The organism is Arthrobacter sp. Rue61a (assembly GCF_000294695.2).
Taxonomy (GTDB): domain Bacteria; phylum Actinomycetota; class Actinomycetes; order Actinomycetales; family Micrococcaceae; genus Arthrobacter; species Arthrobacter aurescens_A.
This window is the reverse complement of record NC_018531.1, coordinates 4,045,526-4,063,273: the sequence shown is the minus strand read 5'-3', so window position 1 is coordinate 4,063,273 and position 17,748 is coordinate 4,045,526. Positions and strand designations below refer to the sequence as shown.

Below are 17,748 nucleotides of genomic sequence, written 5' to 3'. Positions count from 1 at the left end.
GAGAGAATCTCTGCGCTGGAGCACAGGATCGAATACTTGTTATCCGGCCCCCTTTGACAGCCCCTTACACGGTTTGCGCTGCCTACTCCGCGAACAGCGCCGCCAAATCATCAGCCGTCAACGAGCCACCGGCCAAGGCATCGCCTTCCATCACATCCGCGAACAGCTGTGACTTCTTGGCCTTCAACGCCATGACCTTCTCTTCGATGGTGTCCTTCGCCACCAGTCGGTACACCATCACGTTCCTGGCCTGCCCAATGCGGTGTGTGCGGTCCACGGCCTGGGCTTCGGACGCCGGGTTCCACCACGGATCCAACAGGAACACGTAGTCGGCCTCGGTCAGGTTGAGCCCGAAGCCACCGGCCTTCAGCGAAATCAGGAACACCGGAGCGGCGCCGTTCTTGAACTCGCTCACCACATCACCACGGTTGCGGGTGCTGCCATCGAGGTAGCAGTATTCCACGCCCTCGGCATCCAGCCGTTCGCGGACCTTGCCCAGGAATCCGGTGAACTGGCTGAAAATCAGGGCGCGGTGACCCTCGGAGATAAGGTCCTCCAGCTGTTCGAACAGCACATCCAGTTTGGAGGAGCGAACACCGGACAACGACGAATCCACCAACGACGCATCCAGGCTCAGCTGCCGCAGCAACGTCAACGACTGGAAGATGGTGAACCGGTTCTTGTTCACATCATCAATCAAGCCCAGGATCTTCTGCCGTTCGCGCTGCAGGTGAGTCTGGTAAACCTTTTGGTGCCGCGGGTTCAGCACCACTTCAAGGATCTGCTCCTGCTTGGGCGGCAGATCCTTGATGACTTGCTCTTTGGTGCGGCGCATCATGAGCGGACGCACACGACGCCGGAGCTTGCCTAGTTGCGCCGAGTCGCCGTTCTTTTCAACCGGCTTTTGGTAGTTCTCCGCGAACCGTTTGGGGCTCGGGAACAGGCCCGGTGCCACAATCGACGTCAGCGCCCAGAACTCCATGAGGTTGTTTTCCAGCGGCGTTCCTGTGATGGCCAGTTTGAAACGGGCCGGCAGTTTGCGCGCGCACTGGTACGCCTTGGACTGGTGGTTCTTCACGAACTGCGCTTCGTCCAGCATCAGCCCGGCCCACTGGAAGGACGCGTAGGCATCGTAATCAATGCGGAACAGCGCGTAGGAGGTAATGACGACGTCGGCGCCCGCCAACGCTTCGGCCGGTGCCATACCGCTCTTGGCAAAGGTCTCACCAACAGTCCGGACCACGAGCCCGGGAGCAAAGCGCTGCGCTTCAGCCGCCCAGTTGCTCACTACACTCGTGGGTGCGACCACCAGGAAAGGAGCCCGCGGAACCACCTCGGAAGCATCACCTTGAGCGGCGGCAGCAGTCTCCGCAGCCAGGTCCTTCGCCGCACATATCAGCGCAATGGCCTGCACGGTCTTACCCAGGCCCATGTCGTCAGCCAGCACGCCACCGAGGCTGTGCTTGTACAGGAAGCTGAGCCAGTTGAATCCCTCGAGCTGATACGGACGTAGCTCAGCGTTAAGGCCAGCCGGGAGCGGAAGCCCGGTCACGCCGTCGTCGAGCAGTCCACCAACGGCCTCACGCCAGGCTGCGGCCTGCTCATCCACAATGCCGAGTTGGGCCAGTTCGTCCCAGAGCCCGGCCTGGAAACGGCTGATCTGCAGGGTGCCGTCCTTGTTGTCCGGGTTGTCCTGCAGGGAGCGGGCTTCGTCGATCAACGCGCGGAGCTGGTGAAGTTCGGGGAGGTCCAGCGAGAAGTAGGCGCCGCTGGGCAGCAGCATGCGGCTCATTCCGGCGGCGAGCGCAGAGAACACAGCAGCGAAGGAGACGGGTTCGCCTTCCAGCGTGATCACGATGCCGAGGTCGAACCAGTCGCCGCTTGCCGTTTCCTTCGTGGAAATGGACACCACAGGCGCTTCAGCGGCCTCACGGTAGTCGGCGATGTCGCCGGACGTTTCAACCACGACGTCGGGCAGGTCCTTGAGCGCGGGCAGCACCTCTTCAGTGAACGCCAGCGTGTCCAGGCCACTGAGCTCAGCGGAGGCCGCGATGCGGGGTGCACCCCAGCCACCCGTGGCTGATTCGGCCAGTGCGGGGACCACGTCCCACGGACGTCCGAGTGACTCGAGGATCCGTGCTTCTTCAAGGTCATCGCGGTAGCCGCGGTCGTCCGGGTGGCGCCACAATGGCTGCGCGGTGACCAGGGTGCCGGATTTGTAGTGCCATTCCCAGTGCAGCCGGACCTTGTGATCGTTGCCGTAGTTGGCCAGCAGGGACAGTGTGGGGACAGCCAGCGTGGGCAGCTCCACCGATTCATCCGCGGCCTGCACGGGCGTGGATTGCCGCAGCTTCGGGTAGAACGAGGTCAGGAACCGGCTCTCATCCTCGGCCGGGATCTGAAGCGTGTCGCCGTCCATGACGAACTCCAGCAACTCATCACTGATGCCCCCTTCCATAGGGGCGAGGGTGATGAGGTTCTTCTGCTGGGGCACGCCCGGCAGGGAATCCCCGGAGTGCGTGAAGAAGATTCCGTTGGCCGGCTTGCCCAGGAAACCCACGGATCCGGGATCCACGGCTTCCCCACCCAGGGTGACTGACGGCGCGAGCTGCAGGCCGCCGTCGGGCGCTTCGTGCTTTGCGGTGTCCGGATCGGTGGCCAGGCGCGCCAAACTGAGTCCGACGACGGCGGGTTGCGTCTCGACGCGGACAGGCTCGCTACCAGCGGAATGAATGAGCGGGATGCCGGCTTTGGTGGCTTCGGCGAGGAGGGTCCAGAGGTTTTTGGCGGCGAAATCGTTCAGGCTCAGCCACATGGCTCCGGAGGGTTGCTGTCGGCCGTTGCTTGAACCGTGGGCAGCCAGGAAAGTCTGAAGCCACTCGACGTGGACCTCGTTGAATTCACGCCGGAAGCTGACGTAGCTGAGGTTGTTCCAGGAGACGTCGCCGCGGATCCATTTACCCTTGGCACCCATCATGACCGGGCGCGCTTTGAGCTGGCGGACACTGCGCATGGGATCGCGTCGGCCTGTGTAGGAGAAGTGGGCCGCCGGTTCCTCAATCTCGAACTGAAGCGCCAACTGGATGCCCGCAGCGCTGGGCGCTGTGCCGGGCTTGGTGATCAGCCTGTTGAGGGCTTGTTCCCAAGCAGGACGTGCCGACCCGCCCTGTTGGCCCGAACCCACCCTGGAGGTCTGAATTCCGGGCGCTTGGGAGAGGAGCTGGGCTCGGATGGTGGGGTGGTCTTCGGCAGTGAAGAGCAATGCGGCCACATGCTTGCAGTCCTTACGGACCGGGCAGTTGCAGATACCCACCGTGCAGCTCCAGCCGCTGGGCTTACGGACCAGTTTTGCCGACGTCGAATACGGTTGCGGACCGGTGCCGCGGACCTTGCCCATGAGGAGGCCAGTTGCCGCGTCGAAAGAGATCCCGTTCACGCGGCTGCCCATGGCATAAGCCAGTCCGGCCGCGAGCGAGCGGTCCGTGATGGCAGGAGTCTGAATGGCCAGTTCCCAGTTTTCGTCTGTGTGGGACGGCATGCGTCGGGCTACTTTCGGCAGGAGGATATCTGTTCAATCTTAGTCAGCAGAAAACGGCTCCCAAACTTCGCCCTCCGTTAACCTCTTCCTCGATTGCCGCGCCGCTCCCGCGCGTACGTTGAAAGTGTCCGGAGCACCATCAGCTTTCAGCAGTGAGGATTTCCCATGACTACCAACGAGTACCCCGTCGTCCTGAACAAGACCAGCTTCCAAGCCGGCAGCGCGGATGTAGTGGATTCCAACGTCAACGTCGTGAACCATATGTACCAGGAGCTCCTCAACAGCGACGAAATCGCCACCCCCGCACTCAACAGCTACTTTGTGGATTTCTATCTGACCCAGGCGTTGGCCGGCGGCTTTGCCCAGTACGTCTTCACCGCACCGGAGCGCGAAGAAGTGGATGCCTACATCCGCGCAGGCCTTGAGGGCCTGGGAGCCACCCGGCACCTGGACCTCTTCAACCGCACCGCCGCCGCGTTTGACGCACTGAGCGAAGACGAAGCAGAGGCCTACCTCGACGGCGACCTGGACGAGTCCGAAACTCCGCCTGCGGCTGTTGTTACCTTGGACGAGCTCGACGGCGAGTTCGAGGCTTTGCTGGAAGAAGAGGACATCATCGAACTCAACGCTGCGTACCTCCGGGGCCAGTCCGAACTGCTGGTACTTTCAGATGAAGAAATCGAAGCGCACATCGCCGAGCGCGTCGCGCTGATCCCGGACCTCGCCGAGCGCCAAGCCGAAGCCGACGAAGAGGCCCTGGCCAACGCTCCCGAGTTCGAGGTCATCATCCGCGAACTGTGCGATGTAGCCGGCTATGCCCTGGAAAAGATCACCATGGGCGATCCCAACTACGAGCACGACGGCGTGAAGACCCTCGCCTGGCACTTCTCCACTGACCACGGCGACTACATCATGGTTGAAGACGACGACGAGGCCTTCATGATCCACCCGGAGACCAAGGAAATCATCGCGGCTGTGGAGTTCGAAGAGTCTGGGGAATTCGCGGACGCGTAAGTCTTCTCTGCCGAGATCGCCGGAACGCTGCGGAATCGCCGTAGCGTTCGGGCGATCTCGACGCGTTTCCGGCGATTTGGGTGGCACGCGTGAGTAGACTCGACCGGTGCGTGCGTATTGGGAACTGGCCAAGTCATCATTCCGCCGCCATTCCACCTACCGTACGGCCGCCGTCGCCGGCGCTTTTACCAACTCGGTTTTCGGGCTCATCCGGGCATCGCTTCTGCTGAGCGCCATCACGACGGCGGGCGGCGCCATCGGGGGATACTCGGCAATGGAGGCCGCCACTTATGTGTGGTTGGGCCAGGCTCTCCTGGCGCCTTTGGGGCTCTTCGGCAACGCTGAGTTGGCTGGTCGCGTGAAGTCGGGGGACGTCGCCGTCGATCTTTCCCGGTCCGTCAACCTGACCGCTTCCTATTGGGCGCAAGACCTGGGCCGTGCCGCCTTCGACGTGCTGCCGCGCGGGTTGCCGCCACTCATGGTCGGAGCCCTGGTAACCGGCCTGGCGATGCCGGGAACTCCCGAACCTTACCTGCTCGGATTCGTGTCCATCCTGGCTGCCGTATCCCTGAACTTTCTGGGCTTCTTCGCCATCAACCTGCTGTCCTTCTGGGTGCTCGAAATCCGGGGGTTCTGGATGCTGTACATGGTGGTGATGAACCTGTTGTCCGGGTTCCTGGTCCCGGTGACGTGGTTCCCTGGATGGCTGCTCGATTTTGCCCGGGCCACGCCGTTCCCGTCGATGCTCCAAACCCCGGTGGACATTCTCGCGGGAAGGACCGACGGCGCCGAGAGCCTTGCGTTGGTTGGCGTGCAATTTCTGTGGCTGGCCGTGCTGCTGGTCATTGTGCAGATGATGGTTCGCTTCGGTTCGCGGCGGTTGGTGGTGCAGGGTGGCTAGTCCCCGCGTTACCCGGGACCCGCACGCCCGGGTCACCAACCTGGTCCTCCTCAAACTCCTGGTCTCTGCCCGGCTGCGCTCACAACTCGCATACCGCGGCAGCTTCCTCTCCGACGTCGCCGGCCAGGTCCTCTTGGGGGTGACCGAGTTCGTGGAGCTTTACGCGATCGTCCACAACGTCTCCACGTTTGGGGGTATGACCCTGGCCCAGACACTGGTGGTGTTCGGGCTCGCGTCCGTTGCCTTCGCCCTCGGTGACCTGCTGATGGGGGAGACCGACTCCATGTCCGAGACCATCCGGTCAGGGAAACTGGAGGTGCTGCTGGTGAGGCCCCTCCCTGTATTGCTTCAGCTCGCAACGTCCGACTTCCAGTTGCGGCGGGTGGGCCGATTGCTGTTCGGAGCGGCAGCCCTGGTGGTGGCGCTGCTTCTGGCGGACATCCAATGGGACCCCGCGAAAATCCTGCTGGCCACCATCACGCCGCTCGCGGGAGCTGCCATCTTCTGTGCCCTGTTCCTCGGTGCTGGAGCAATGCAGTTCTGGATTCTGGACGGCAGGCAATTTGCCAACGCCTTTACCTACGGCGGCCGCTACGTTGCCTCGATGCCCGGAGCGGCGCTGTTCTTCCCGATCCAGATATTCTTCACGTTCGTCATACCCGCAACGTTGGTGGCCTATGCCCCCAGCCTGGTCATCCTCGACCTCGATGGCCCCGCTGGGATCCCGGCCTGGACGGGCTGGCTCGGGCTGCCGGCCGCCGTCGTCCTCAGCGGACTCATGCTGCTCCTCTGGCGGGCGGCCATCAAAAAGTACACCGGCGCAGGAGGCTGACATGCCCATCATCGAAGTGGAAAATCTAAGCCGGGAATTCCAGGTCATGGAATCTGCCGGTCGCTTCCGGCGGCGGAGGAAGGCCGTACACGCGGTCCGTGGCATCGACTTTACGGTGGAGCCGGGGGAAGCGGTCGGGTACATAGGAGCCAACGGCGCGGGCAAGTCCACCACCATCAAGATGCTGACAGGCGTCCTGGTGCCAAGTTCGGGGCGCGTGACCGTCTGCGGGTTCAACCCGGTGCCGCAGCGCAAAGCGCTGGCCCGGAAGATCGGCGTCGTGTTCGGGCAGCGCTCGCAGCTGTGGTGGGATCTGCCCCTGCAGGACTCGTACCCGATCCTCGGTGCCATGCATCGCATGTCAGAGGCGGACTGGAGGCCCAGGTTCCGTGAACTTGCCGATCAGATGGATTTGGGAGAGTTCCTTTCCACGCCGGTCAGGCAGCTTTCGCTGGGCCAGCGTATGCGGGGCGAAGTTGCGGCTGCCCTGCTGCATCGCCCGGAGCTGGTGATCCTGGACGAGCCGACCATTGGCTTGGACATGATCAGTAAGGAGAAACTTCGCCAGTTCCTGGACGCCGAGCGCCGCGAGAACGGCACCACGCTGCTGCTGACCACCCACGACATGAGCGACATCCAACGTTTGTGCCAACGCGTCTTGGTGGTCGACGACGGCGTCATCGCCTACGATGGTCCGCTCACGGGTTTGGCTGAGGTGGCCGGAGCCGTGCGCACCATGGTGGTGGACCTCGCCACCCCCGTGCACTCGGCTGCGCTCTTCTCACTACCCGACGGCGCGGTACACCAGAGCATTGAAGCCGACGGAATCAGGCACAGCGTTTCTTTCGATCCACGCAGGCTCTCAGCGGCAACAGTTCTGGCAGCCATCTCAAGCGCAGCCGAGGTAGCAGATCTATCCCTTCACGAGCCGGATATCGAGCACCTGGTGCGGCAGCTCTACGGGAGCGCACGGCGGTAAGTTGTTGGGCGGGAGCGGGTGCTGCACCGGACCCGGTGAGTTCGCTGGAAACCTGCGTGCTCGCCCGGAACCTTTCGGCGATGCGGCAGGGTTCCCACGATCTCGGCGCGTTAGGTGGTCTTCGAGCGTCGGAGCTTAACCCAGCCCCAGATGATGCTTGCTTGCCAGCAGACAAGCAGACCGATCCAGATCCAGTCCAGACCGCGGCTTGTCGCATGGAGGACCATTGCGATGAGACCCAAGGTCCACGCCACCTCTTGTATGGCGAGGAATCCTATGTTCGGCGGATTCTTCGTGCTTGCCCGTTCTGTCATGTTTCTCTCCCCAATGAGTGGCTTGCAGGCTAGCTGTTCTGATCCAGCGCCTTGGCGAGGTACCCGAGCACCTCGTCATCGACGTCGTCGATTTTCTTCAGCCGCACGCGGCGGTCGAAGAAGTCTCCCTCACGTACCTTCACCGCTTCGAGCCTGCCTTCGGCTGGTGCATCCAAGCGCAGGGCGATATCAACGGTGGTGTTGTTGGTCCGGGTAACTTGGGCGAACTTCCGCCGGGGGCTGTGAAGCGACACGTAGCCCTTGCGCATCTGGATCTCGACACCCTCGGTCTCGGCGGACCAGGCCAGCAAGGCATCCGCTATTGGGCGCAGCCGGGGATGGTTGACGTATTGGCCGTCGATGAGTTCGTCGGCGTCCCGGAGCATGAAGTCGGGGTAGCCGAACAGCTCCCACGAGACTGCGTACTGCGCGTAGCCTGTGATGCCGTGCTCGTCGCGCATCCAGTCGCGGAGCTCGCCGTCGTTCTTCACTCCTTGTCTGCGGCCCTGTTCAGCCCACCAAAGGACGTCGTGGCCGGACTTGCGGAGAAGCAACGCCTGGTTGCTGTCCACCATGGTCTGCCACGTCTTCGCTGCGGCCTTGAAATCAGAAGTCTCGCCCATGCCTCGATCGTAGCCGGGCCGTTTCCATTGCCGCCCCCATGTCGCGGGAACCCTGCGAACGCGTGCGCAAACTTCCGGTGCATTCGCACCGTTTCCGCAGCCTCGGCATCCTGATTTCCACATAGCGGGGTAGCCCCCTTCAGCGACTCGAGGTGTTATCGCCATGCTGAACCGATGGATCCCATATCAACTGAAAACACGGTCAGGTCGGTCCGATCACTACCTCTGCGCGGGTACATGTGGAGAACAGACGAGCTACTCCGATTCGGTCTCAACAGTCGAAATATCAAGGCCCTGGTGGACTCCGGCGAACTGCTTCGCTTGAGATATGGCTGCTACATCCGGGCCAATAAGTGGAATGCCCTGGGTCCACGGAGGAAGGCCAAAGAGCGGATTGTGGCACACGCCCATGGGACGCTGACAACGTCCACAGGTGGTTTCGTCTATAGCCATTTGTCGGCGGCACGACTCCACGGCCTATTCGTGTGGGGTGTTGATGACAAGGTTCATGTCCTGCATGCTGCCCGGCCTTCCTCCGACCGGTGGGGCAAGGATGTTCGGGGACACACAGAAAGCTTCACTGAGGACGACGTGCTGGTGGTTCAGGGTCTGCGGGCGACCACCCTTGAGCGCACGATGTTTGACTGTGCCAGGATGCTTAGCTACCCGAAAGCGCTGGTGGTCATGGACCATGGTTTACGCCTCGGCGCCGACATCCGTGCACTTGCCGACCGGGCAGCAGTCTCCGCCGGAAAACGCGGTGTCCGCACGCTGCGCAAGGCCTTGGACAACGCGGATCCACGCTCTGAATCTGCGGGCGAAACGCTAACCCGGGAGTTGATTAAGAGGCTGCGTATCAAGCCCCCACAGCCACAATTCGAGGTACAGTCCCGCCTGGGTCGTCATCGCATGGATTTCGCTTGGGAAGAGGAAAAACTAGCTCTGGAGTTCGACGGAAGAACAAAATACTTCGACTTCAACCCAACAGATGAGGTCATTTACCAAGAGCGGCGACGAGAAAAGGCTCTCATAGAGGAGGGCTGGCGATTCATCAGAGTCGAGTGGAAGGACCTTTTTCAAGAACGCCTCTTCAAGGAGCGCATCCTTCGGGCGTTCAGGTGATGTCTCCTGAGCGCGAGTTCGCGGGAACCCTGCGCGCTCGCACGGAACCTTCCGGCGACGTGGCAGGCTTCCCGCGATCTCGCGTCCCGTCAGTAGCCCGAACCCGCAGCGCCTTTGATCATCTCCCCGGTAGGGCTCACCAAGTACCAGACGCCGCCCACGCCCTGGCCGGTGACGTCGCCGGGAGCTTTGTCCTTGGCGTAGTAGTACAGGGGCATGCCATTGAGCGTCACGTGCTTCTTGCCGTCCGGTGAAGCAATGGTTCCCACAGTTCCGGTGACTCCTTCAACAGCGGGGGTGTCCGACGTCGTGGTGAAAATAGGCCACGCGTCCAGGCAGGCCGCTGTGCAGGCGCTGGTTCCCGAGTCCTTGACGTCCTTTGTGAAGAAATAGAGGCTCATGCCTTTGCGGTCCACCACGATCTGCCCGGCGCTTGAGGCCGAAACCTTCATCTCAGCACCAGCTGCAGTGCTGGCTGCCGGAGCGCTGGAAGTCGCTGCTGCTGAGGAAGGTGCAGCGGGGGAGGTAGTGGCGGGTGGCGGTGCGGAGGTGGTGGTGGTTCCAGGACTTCCGCCACACCCGGCCAAGGCAGCGGCCAAAACCAACACACCGAATCCAAAAGTGAGTCGCTTCTTCATGTCTAGCTCCTTTGACGAGCCGGCCGGAAAGGACCGGCGCTAACCCCTACGACGCCAGTGGGGGAAGAATGGTTCAAGGGTCTGAACCTTTTCCATTCGCGCGTCGTCGTATAGGCGAAGGGGCAGCGGAATGAGGGAGGTGGCTATGCCGTTGGACGAAGACGTGGTGGCAGCGATCTACCGTGACCATGGGACGGCTCTGAAACGCTTCGTTCTCAGCTGCATGTCGGACACCCACCAAGCCGACGACGTCGTTCAGGAAACCATCCTCAAGGTATGGCAGCACGCCCCTCAGATCACGGGAAGCCTGCGCAGCTACCTCTTCCGGACGGCCCGCAACGTGATCATCGACAACTACAGGAAGGCGCAACGCCGCCCAGCCGAAGCCGGCGAGCAAGACCTCCCGGACCATCCTGCGACGGAGCGTGTTGATGAACTTCTGAACCGGGTCCTCATGGAGGAGGCGCTGCTCCGGCTCAGTCACGAACACCGCCAGGTTTTGGTGGCCCTCCACTACCAAAGGTTCACCGTCAACGAGGCCGCACTGCAGCTGAACATCCCGACGGGAACCGTGAAATCCCGGGCTTTCTACGCGGTGAAAGCCCTCCGAACGATCCTTGATGAAATGGGGGTGGAACGATGAATGGCAACTCCGTCCACCAGTTGCTGGGCGCCTACCTGCTGGGTGGGCTTGAGCCCGGGGAGGCGCGAACGTTCGAAGACCACCTCGCCCAGTGCGCTGAATGCCGCAACCAGTTGGAGGAACTGGCAAGCCTGCCTGCTTTGCTCGACGCCGTTCCGGCCGCCGACGCTGTGGCCCTCACTGTCGCTGGAAGCACCAACGCGCTCTCACCCTTGGAACCGATTCCTGCAACGCTTCCCGAGAAGGTTCTGGTGGACTTGTCGGTCCGAAGGCGGAAATCACGACGGCGGTGGGCGGCTTTGGTAGGCGCAGTTGCCGCTGCTTGCCTTGCCATTGGCGTCCTCGCCGGACCGTTACTGAATCAGCCGCCGAAACCGGACGCCAGCTATTCGGTTCAGTCAGGGGACGGGCTGCAGCTGACCGTGGGCATGGTGAAAAAGAACTGGGGCACTGAGCTCGAGGTGGAGGGCCGGTCCATGCCGCTTGAAGGGACCCTGTACTTGTGGGTGAAGGGCCGGGACGGCGCCGAAGAACGAACCTGCGGTTGGACAGCCACGCCAAGCGGACGGATCAAGATCACGGGTGCCACGCCTGTGCAGTTGGCTGGCATCGCTGGTGTTGAGCTTCGTGATGAGGGGCAGAAGACGGTGGCCTCGATTTCGGTGCCGTAAACCTTAGTGGTCCGTGACCTCGGTGCTTTGGGCGCGTAGTTCCGCCACTAGGGCCTGGTCTTCGCAGGCCCGGGCGAACGCCTCAATGCGGCGTTCAATCTCCCGGCCCAGGAGCCAGCTTCCGATCCTCTCGGCCAACGGCTTCACCAGGGCCGGGCGACACGAAAAGGTGTACTTCCAGACTGCCCGGGTGCCGCCGTCGTCCGGTGTGAACCGCCAGCCGCCGCCGAAGTTCTCAAAGAACCAAGGACCGGACACCATGGTCATACCCACATTCCGTGGAGGTGTGTAAGAGACGTACTCACTGACCATCTTCAAGCCCATCCGGGAGACGGTTCGGGTCCTGACGCCCTTGCCGGCCGATTTGGCCCCGTCCAGAAAGGCTTGGGCCGAGATGAACGGATCCCATTTGAGCCTGAACTCACCGGTGGTCTGGGAAAGGGCGAACGCGGTCTCGGGATCCAGCCGGATCAGCCGCTCGGCGCGTACCTGCGGCATCAGGACCCCTGCCCGGAACCCAGCACCAGGAACACCATGAAGGCAACTCCAAAGACGTTGACTGCCATGATCGCCAGTCCGATGATTCCTGTGATGCGGCCCGCGTTCATCCGGCCGGCGCGGAACACGGCGATCAACCCACTCACCACGGCAACCAGAGCCAGAAGGACCGCCACGCCCGCCAGGATCAGTGCGCCGAACCACCAAGCGTCGTTGCCTTGGTTGTAGCGGCTTATTGATGAAGCAATGGCTGCAATGCCCAACGGAATGCTCACCATGGCCGCGACCGGGGAGAGGACTGCGGCGACAATGCTCGTGATTCCGGCACCCAGGCCCCGTGTGCCGGAACGTCGTGGTTGCTGGTAGTAGTCGAGCGGTGGCTGATAGCTCATGGTTCCCCCAAAGTCCGTTGGCTAACGCTTGCGGTACGTGAGGTCAAAGATCATGCGCCCGGCTTCGTGGGCTTTGTTCTCAAAGCTTGTCCGGATCCGGCCATCGAACCGCGGAGCCCAGCCGCCTTCTTCATCAACGCCCTCGTTCGGGCCTGTGTGCTCGGTGCTTACTGGCGCGCGGCCTTCCCTGACTGGCGCTCCGCCAACAACAGACTCGACGCCGGACTGCCACACTTGCGTCAGCGGGCTCTCCTCGCCGCTGCGCTCGCCTTCGTGCATGTTCTCGAACTCTGTGGACCCTGCCAGCACTTCGCGGACGTGGACCGCGTAGTTGGACCAGTCAGTGGCGATGCGCCAGTAGCCACCCTTGACGAGTGCCTTGGCAGCCACCGAAGCGAAGGCAGGCTGGATGAGCCGGCGCTTGTGGTGCCGTGCTTTGTGCCACGGATCCGGGAAGAACACCCAAAGCTCGCTGACGGACCCCTCCGGGAGCATCGACTCAAGGACCTCAGGGGCGTTGGCTTCCACCACGCGCACGTTGGTCAGCCCGCGGCTGTTGATCTTGATGATGGTGTTGGCCAATCCCGGGGTGTAGACCTCCACCGCGAGGAAGTCCTTGTCCGGGTTCTGTTCGGCCGCATGAACCACGGCGTCACCCAAACCCGAACCGATCTCTACGATCAGGGGTGCCTTGCGTCCGAACACTGCCTCGGCGTCGAAGGTGTAGTCCGGGTGGACGGAGGTGTTGGCCACGTGGCGTGGCACCTGAATGGCCCAGCGCTCGGCATGCTCTTCCCAGGCGGCCTGCCGGCGCCCCTGCAGGCGGGTGCCGCGGCGCACGAAACTGACCGGTCGGCCACCATACGTGCCGAAGGAGGCCTGGCTGCCGGGCGTGACTGGGCGCGGGGAATCTGGGGTTTCACTCATCCTTTCCAGAATACTTGGGTTCGGCGGAGTCGTTCGGCTGTGCCTTGCCAAGAGTGCACCAGGCGTGCCCATAGGTCTTAAGTAATGAAGAACTCCCGGGCGAAAAGGGCGGCCATACCCAGTACTTCGATTCCTGCAATGCAAAGCCCGAAGGCGCCAAACATCCAAGCGATGGTGCGCTGGCCATCCGCGTCGCGGTGTTTGGCCAGCTTGAGACACCTCAGACCACTAATCACTGCCACGGTCCAGCAGGTGGCTGTGGGGACCGTGAGAATGGACTGCGACGCGGCTGCGTAAGACGGGGACTCAGCGCCAAACGCGAAAAGCATTCCCACAGGGAAGACGATCATAAAGACAATCGGCGCCCCTATGGCGAGTGCCAAGCTCCAGAGGCCTGCTCGCAGGCCAGGAGGCTGCGCAGGCTGAGGTCTGGACGATGCCACTGTGCTGGGCGTTGACGAGTCAGGGGATGGTTCGGAGGTTTGGTTCATGCCCTCAACGTTATGGATCGCGATTCGGCGTCGGCAGGGAAAACCTCGCGTATGTGGATAACTGCACGGGAGGTCGTTGAAGGGTCACATCCCGCCCAACAAACCCGGATCAGGAGCGGCTGACAGAATAGGACGGGTGACCTCCTCCAAGATGCCCGGCTACCCAGAGAAATCCGTCCTGCCCGAGATTGCGGCCGATGCCGAGATCGATGACGAACCAGCAGCTGACCCTACGCAGCTCAGCGGCAAGCGGGGCCTCGTCTTCTTGGGCATCTGCCTGGTCCTGATTGGACTGAATCTCCGGACGGTCTTTTCAAGCTTCTCCGCGGTCCTGCCGGAAATAACGTCCGACGCCGGCCTCCCGGGCTGGTCGTTGGTGGTCCTCACCACGGTGCCGGTCACCTTGCTTGGCCTCTTCGCCCCGCTTGCGCCCATCCTCGCCCGCAGATTCGGTGCCGAACGGGTGCTCCTCGGAGCCATGGCGGTCCTCACAGCGGGTTTGCTGCTCAGGCCGGTGGAGATCCCGGGAGCCGGGCACTTGTCCGCGCTCCTCGCCGGAACCGCCGCTTGCGGTGCTGCAATCGCCTTATGCAATGTCCTTCTTCCCGGCGTGGTCAAAAGGGACTTCCCGCACCGCCTGGGCCTGATGGGCGGCCTCTACACCACTGCAATCTGCGCGTCGGCGGCACTCGGAGCGGGCTTCACCTATCCGGTTTTTGCGGCAACCGGCCACTGGACTTCGGCGCTGTGGTTCTGGGCGGTGCCTGCCGCCGTCGTACTCATGCTCTTCCTGCCGCTGGCAATCCGGCAACCCTCCGTGAAGCACCAGGCAGTCCACGGCGGCGTGAACGTGTGGCGGTCCGCCGTGGCGTGGCAGGTGACGATGTTCATGGTGCTGCAGGCCATGATGTCGTTCAGCGTGTTCGCCTGGATGGCGCCCATCCTGCGCGACCGGGGGGTCGACGGCGGAACGGCCGGGCTGATCGTGTCGGTGTCGATCGTGCTGCAGATGCTCGGATCCCTGTTTGCTCCTGCGCTGGCCACACGGTTCAAGGATCAGCGGATCATCAATATGGTGGTGGCGCTGATGACCGGCGGCGGTTTCGCGCTCACCATCTTTGGGCCCACCGAACTCATCTGGGTATGGACCGGGCTAAACGGGCTGGGCCAGGGATCGTTGACCGCCGTGGCCCTCACTATGATCATGGTCCGCACGCGCGACGCCCGCACGGCCGCGCACCTGTCCGGAATGATGCAGGGCGTCGGCTACGGAGTGGGTTCGCTGGGCACGTTGATGGTTGGCCAACTGCATCAGGCAACGGGCGGATTCGCAGCGGCCGGAATCCTTTTCCTGGTGGTCGGTTCCCTGGCGGCCTTCTTCGGATACCGGGCCGGCCGCGACCGCTTCGTTTAACGTTGCGAGGCCCACTCTGCATCCCAAAAACCCAGGGAAGAGCGCAGAGCGGGCCTCGCAACGAAAGCCGGAGTAGCTAGACGGTCAGGTCCTTGCCCTTCGTCTCCGGGATGGAGAAAGCGAAAGCGATGCCCACCAGCAGCAGGATTACCGCGTACACGTTGAACAGCTGGGCCTGCCCGATGCTGCCGAGCCAGGTCTGCAGGTACGGAGCCGTGCCACCGAAGGCCGCGACGCAGATGGAGTACGGAACTCCGACGCCGATGGTGCGGATATGCGTGGGGAACAGTTCGGCATACACCGCTGGGACGATCGCAGCGCTGCCCGCGATGAAGAACAGCATCACGGACATGGACACTGCCAGCTGCCACGGGGAGTCCTTGAGCAGCCACGTCATGGGGAAGTGCAGCAGTGCGGCGCCGGCAGCCGAAGCGATGATCACAGGTTTGCGGCCGATGCGGTCCGACAGTTTGCCCCAGAACGGCAGGGCTGCGATGAACACCACGTTGGCGACCACACCTGCCCAGAGAGCTTCTCCGCGGTCCATCTTCAAGGAGGTTGCTGCGTAGCTCGGAGCCACCACGCCCCAGATGTAGTAAACGACGGTCAAGCCAACGGTCAGGCCGATAACCTGCAGCGCCTGCTTGCGGTACTTCACGATCTGCGGCCAGATGGGCAGGCGCTTCTCGTTGGGAGCCTCAGCTTCGAAAGCTTCGGTTTCCTTCATCTTGGCCCGCATGAACAGGGCATAGACACCCAAAGCACCACCAATCAGGAACGGGATGCGCCAACCCCAAGCGCTCATGTCGTCCTTGCTGAGGGTTGCGGTGAGGATGGCCCCCAGCAGCGTGCCTGCGAGGATGCCGGCGGTTCCGGAGGTGTAGATGAGGGTGGCCCAGAAGCCGCGGTGTTCCTTGGGCGCCATCTCGGACAAGTACGTTTGCGACGACGGCAGCTCGCCACCGTGGGCGAGGCCCTGGATGAGCCGGGCGATCAACAGCATCACGGAGGCGAAGGCGCCAACGGCAGCGAAGGTCGGTGCGATACCGATGAGGAGGCTGCCCACCGCACCCAGTGCCACTGCCACGGTCATGGACGTTTTGCGGCCGATTCGGTCACCGATCCAGCCGAACACGAACCCGCCGAACGGCCGGGCAACGAACCCGACGGCGAAGATCGCCAAGGTGGACAGCACGGCTGACGTCGGGTCGGCTTGGCTGAACAGGGCACTTGCGATGAACGGCGAGAACGTGGCGTAGATTGCCCAGTCGTACCATTCAACGGCGTTGCCGATGCCGGTGCCAACCAGCGTGCGCATGTGGGATTTGTGGACCTTGACGTCGGGGGACGTTCCTACGGTGGCGGTCATGTGGTTCTCCAAGGTGGGGCGGGCTGGGAGTGGGTTTATTTGCCGGCGAGGGCGGCGATACGGGACACGGCGAGTTCGGCATAGAGCGCGGCACCGTCGGTGAGCACGCCGTCGTCGAACATTGCGTAAGGCGAGTGGTTGAACGGCGACGTCGTGTGGTCGGCGCCGGGGGCAACGGCACTGAGTCCCACGAAGGTGCCTGGGACTTCAGCGAGGACCCGGGAGAAGTCCTCGGAACCGCCCAGGGGAGTGGCCATCCGGGTGTGCCGGGACTCGCCGAACATTCCGGCGATGACCTTCTCCGCAGTAGTGGTCTCATCCTCATCATTGATGGTGAGGGGGTATTCCTCCTGGTAATGCACATCCGCCTCCAAACCGTGGGCTGCGGCGATGCCATGGAGCAGCCTGGGTACTGCTTCCATCATCTTCCGCCGCGACTCTTCGGAGAAGGTCCGGATGGTGGCTTCGATGCGGGCGGTTTCGGGGATGACGTTCCGCTTGGTTCCTGCGTGCAGGACGCCAACTGTGAGGACCACGGGATCGAACATGTTGAACTGGCGCGTGACCATGACCTGAAGTGCGGTGACCATCTCAGCAGCTGCCGTGACGGGGTCTTTGGCGGAGTGGGGGGCAGAGCCGTGGCCCCCCGCGCCCAGCACCGTGACGACAAGTCCGTCGGAGGAACTGAGCATGACGCCCGGTTTGGTGACGAACTGGCCATGCGGTTCAAGTGAGGAGAACACATGCATTCCGTAGGCAGTGTCGGCGCGGCGGCCCGCTGCATCCAGGACGCCTTCCTTGATCATGTAGCTCGCGCCGTCGAAGCCCTCCTCGCCGGGCTGGAACATGAGGATGACGTCCCCTGCCAGCTGATCCCGGCGCTCGGCCAACAGTGTGGCAGCACCGGCCAGCATGGAGGTGTGGAGGTCGTGACCACAAGCGTGCATGGCTCCATCCACGCGGGAGGTGTAGTCCACACCCGTGGTTTCCTGCACGGGGAGTCCATCCATGTCGGCGCGCAACAGCACCACGGGCTTCTCAGCTGAAGCGTGGGCGGCACCGCCCCGCAGAACGGCGGTGACCGACGTCGTTTCCTGGCCCAAGGTGATCTCGTACGGAAGTCCGTCCAGCGCCTTGAGCACCTTTTCCTGGGTGCGGGGGAGCTGCAGCCCGATCTCCGGTTCGCGGTGGAGGTCGTGACGGAGGCGGACGATGTCCTCCTGCAGTTCCTTGGCATCAGCGGCGATAGTCATAAGTTCTCCTGGTCTTTCTCGGTGACGTGTTCCTTATGCCATTCTGTGGTGATGTGATTCACATGCGCCTAAACAACTGTAAATATGCATTTATACTCAACTTTCGGCAGGAATCATGCACCCTTCTGG

General features: G+C 62.7%; 17 protein-coding genes. 8 read left to right on the top strand and 9 right to left on the bottom strand.

Features of this window, described 5'->3' with window-relative positions; genetic code table 11:
- Positions 1–82: 82 nt before the first annotated feature.
- Positions 83–3,538, bottom strand: a complete 3,456-nt coding sequence (locus ARUE_RS18485; RefSeq protein WP_014922846.1) for a DEAD/DEAH box helicase — start codon at positions 3,536–3,538, stop codon at positions 83–85.
- A 165-nt stretch (positions 3,539–3,703) separates the two neighbouring features.
- On the opposite strand from ARUE_RS18485, the gene ARUE_RS18480 reads away from it, so the two are divergent.
- From ARUE_RS18480 to ARUE_RS18465, 4 genes are all read left to right on the top strand, one after another.
- On the top strand, positions 3,704–4,552 hold the full coding sequence (locus ARUE_RS18480) for a DMP19 family protein (protein WP_014922845.1): 849 nt from the start codon (positions 3,704–3,706) through the stop codon (positions 4,550–4,552).
- A 106-nt stretch (positions 4,553–4,658) separates the two neighbouring features.
- A complete protein-coding gene (locus ARUE_RS18475; RefSeq protein WP_014922844.1) occupies positions 4,659–5,453 on the top strand; it encodes an ABC transporter permease in 795 nt (264 codons plus the stop codon).
- Positions 5,446–6,285, top strand: a complete 840-nt coding sequence (locus ARUE_RS18470) for an ABC transporter permease (RefSeq protein ID WP_011776185.1) — start codon at positions 5,446–5,448, stop codon at positions 6,283–6,285. The genes ARUE_RS18475 and ARUE_RS18470 overlap by 8 nt, the downstream gene beginning before the upstream one ends.
- A 1-nt stretch (position 6,286) precedes the next feature.
- Complete coding sequence (locus ARUE_RS18465) at positions 6,287–7,264, top strand: ABC transporter ATP-binding protein (RefSeq protein ID WP_014922843.1); 978 nt, start codon at positions 6,287–6,289, stop codon at positions 7,262–7,264.
- Between the two features lie 343 nt (positions 7,265–7,607).
- On the opposite strand, the gene ARUE_RS18455 is transcribed toward ARUE_RS18465, so the two are convergent.
- A complete protein-coding gene (locus ARUE_RS18455) occupies positions 7,608–8,201 on the bottom strand; it encodes a DUF5655 domain-containing protein (RefSeq protein WP_238324381.1) in 594 nt (197 codons plus the stop codon).
- Positions 8,202–8,375: 174 nt separating this feature from the next.
- Between ARUE_RS18455 and ARUE_RS18450 the strand changes: the two genes are divergently transcribed.
- Entirely contained in the window at positions 8,376–9,323 is a 948-nt protein-coding gene (locus ARUE_RS18450) for a type IV toxin-antitoxin system AbiEi family antitoxin domain-containing protein (protein WP_014922840.1), read from the top strand.
- An 89-nt stretch (positions 9,324–9,412) separates the two neighbouring features.
- Here ARUE_RS18450 and ARUE_RS18445 read toward each other — a convergent pair whose 3' ends face one another.
- Positions 9,413–9,961: a COG4315 family predicted lipoprotein gene (locus ARUE_RS18445; RefSeq protein WP_014922839.1), complete on the bottom strand. Its 549-nt coding sequence runs from the start codon at positions 9,959–9,961 to the stop codon at positions 9,413–9,415.
- 145 nt (positions 9,962–10,106) lie between these two features.
- On the opposite strand from ARUE_RS18445, the gene ARUE_RS18440 reads away from it, so the two are divergent.
- Both ARUE_RS18440 and ARUE_RS18435 read left to right on the top strand, forming a co-directional pair.
- Positions 10,107–10,604, top strand: a complete 498-nt coding sequence (locus ARUE_RS18440; protein WP_014922838.1) for a sigma-70 family RNA polymerase sigma factor — start codon at positions 10,107–10,109, stop codon at positions 10,602–10,604.
- Positions 10,601–11,275 (top strand): anti-sigma factor family protein, encoded by a 675-nt coding sequence (locus ARUE_RS18435; protein ID WP_014922837.1) that lies wholly within the window; start codon positions 10,601–10,603, stop codon positions 11,273–11,275. Before ARUE_RS18440 ends, ARUE_RS18435 begins: the two co-directional genes overlap by 4 nt.
- 3 nt (positions 11,276–11,278) lie before the next feature.
- On the opposite strand, the gene ARUE_RS18430 is transcribed toward ARUE_RS18435, so the two are convergent.
- The 4 genes from ARUE_RS18430 to ARUE_RS18415 form a co-directional block, all read right to left on the bottom strand.
- The gene (locus tag ARUE_RS18430; protein ID WP_011776178.1) at positions 11,279–11,773 is read right to left on the bottom strand and encodes a type II toxin-antitoxin system RatA family toxin; all 495 of its coding nucleotides are present in this window, start codon (positions 11,771–11,773) and stop codon (positions 11,279–11,281) included.
- Positions 11,773–12,165, bottom strand: a complete 393-nt coding sequence (locus ARUE_RS18425; RefSeq protein WP_014922836.1) for a hypothetical protein — start codon at positions 12,163–12,165, stop codon at positions 11,773–11,775. The genes ARUE_RS18430 and ARUE_RS18425 overlap by 1 nt, the downstream gene beginning before the upstream one ends.
- A 21-nt stretch (positions 12,166–12,186) precedes the next feature.
- Positions 12,187–13,092: a tRNA (guanosine(46)-N7)-methyltransferase TrmB gene (gene trmB / locus ARUE_RS18420; protein ID WP_043470699.1), complete on the bottom strand. Its 906-nt coding sequence runs from the start codon at positions 13,090–13,092 to the stop codon at positions 12,187–12,189.
- 77 nt (positions 13,093–13,169) lie between these two features.
- On the bottom strand, positions 13,170–13,583 hold the full coding sequence (locus tag ARUE_RS18415; RefSeq protein ID WP_014922834.1) for a hypothetical protein: 414 nt from the start codon (positions 13,581–13,583) through the stop codon (positions 13,170–13,172).
- A gap of 151 nt (positions 13,584–13,734) precedes the next feature.
- Between ARUE_RS18415 and ARUE_RS18410 the strand changes: the two genes are divergently transcribed.
- Positions 13,735–14,997 carry a CynX/NimT family MFS transporter gene (locus ARUE_RS18410; RefSeq protein ID WP_286140388.1) on the top strand — a complete coding sequence of 421 codons (1,263 nt, stop codon included), beginning with the start codon at positions 13,735–13,737 and terminating at the stop codon, positions 14,995–14,997.
- Between the two features lie 76 nt (positions 14,998–15,073).
- On the opposite strand, the gene ARUE_RS18405 is transcribed toward ARUE_RS18410, so the two are convergent.
- Together ARUE_RS18405 and ARUE_RS18400 are read right to left on the bottom strand one after the other, a co-directional pair.
- Complete coding sequence (locus ARUE_RS18405; RefSeq protein ID WP_011776173.1) at positions 15,074–16,366, bottom strand: MFS transporter; 1,293 nt, start codon at positions 16,364–16,366, stop codon at positions 15,074–15,076.
- A gap of 35 nt (positions 16,367–16,401) precedes the next feature.
- Positions 16,402–17,619 carry a M20 metallopeptidase family protein gene (locus ARUE_RS18400; protein WP_014922831.1) on the bottom strand — a complete coding sequence of 406 codons (1,218 nt, stop codon included), beginning with the start codon at positions 17,617–17,619 and terminating at the stop codon, positions 16,402–16,404.
- Between the last annotated feature and the right edge of the window lie 129 nt (positions 17,620–17,748).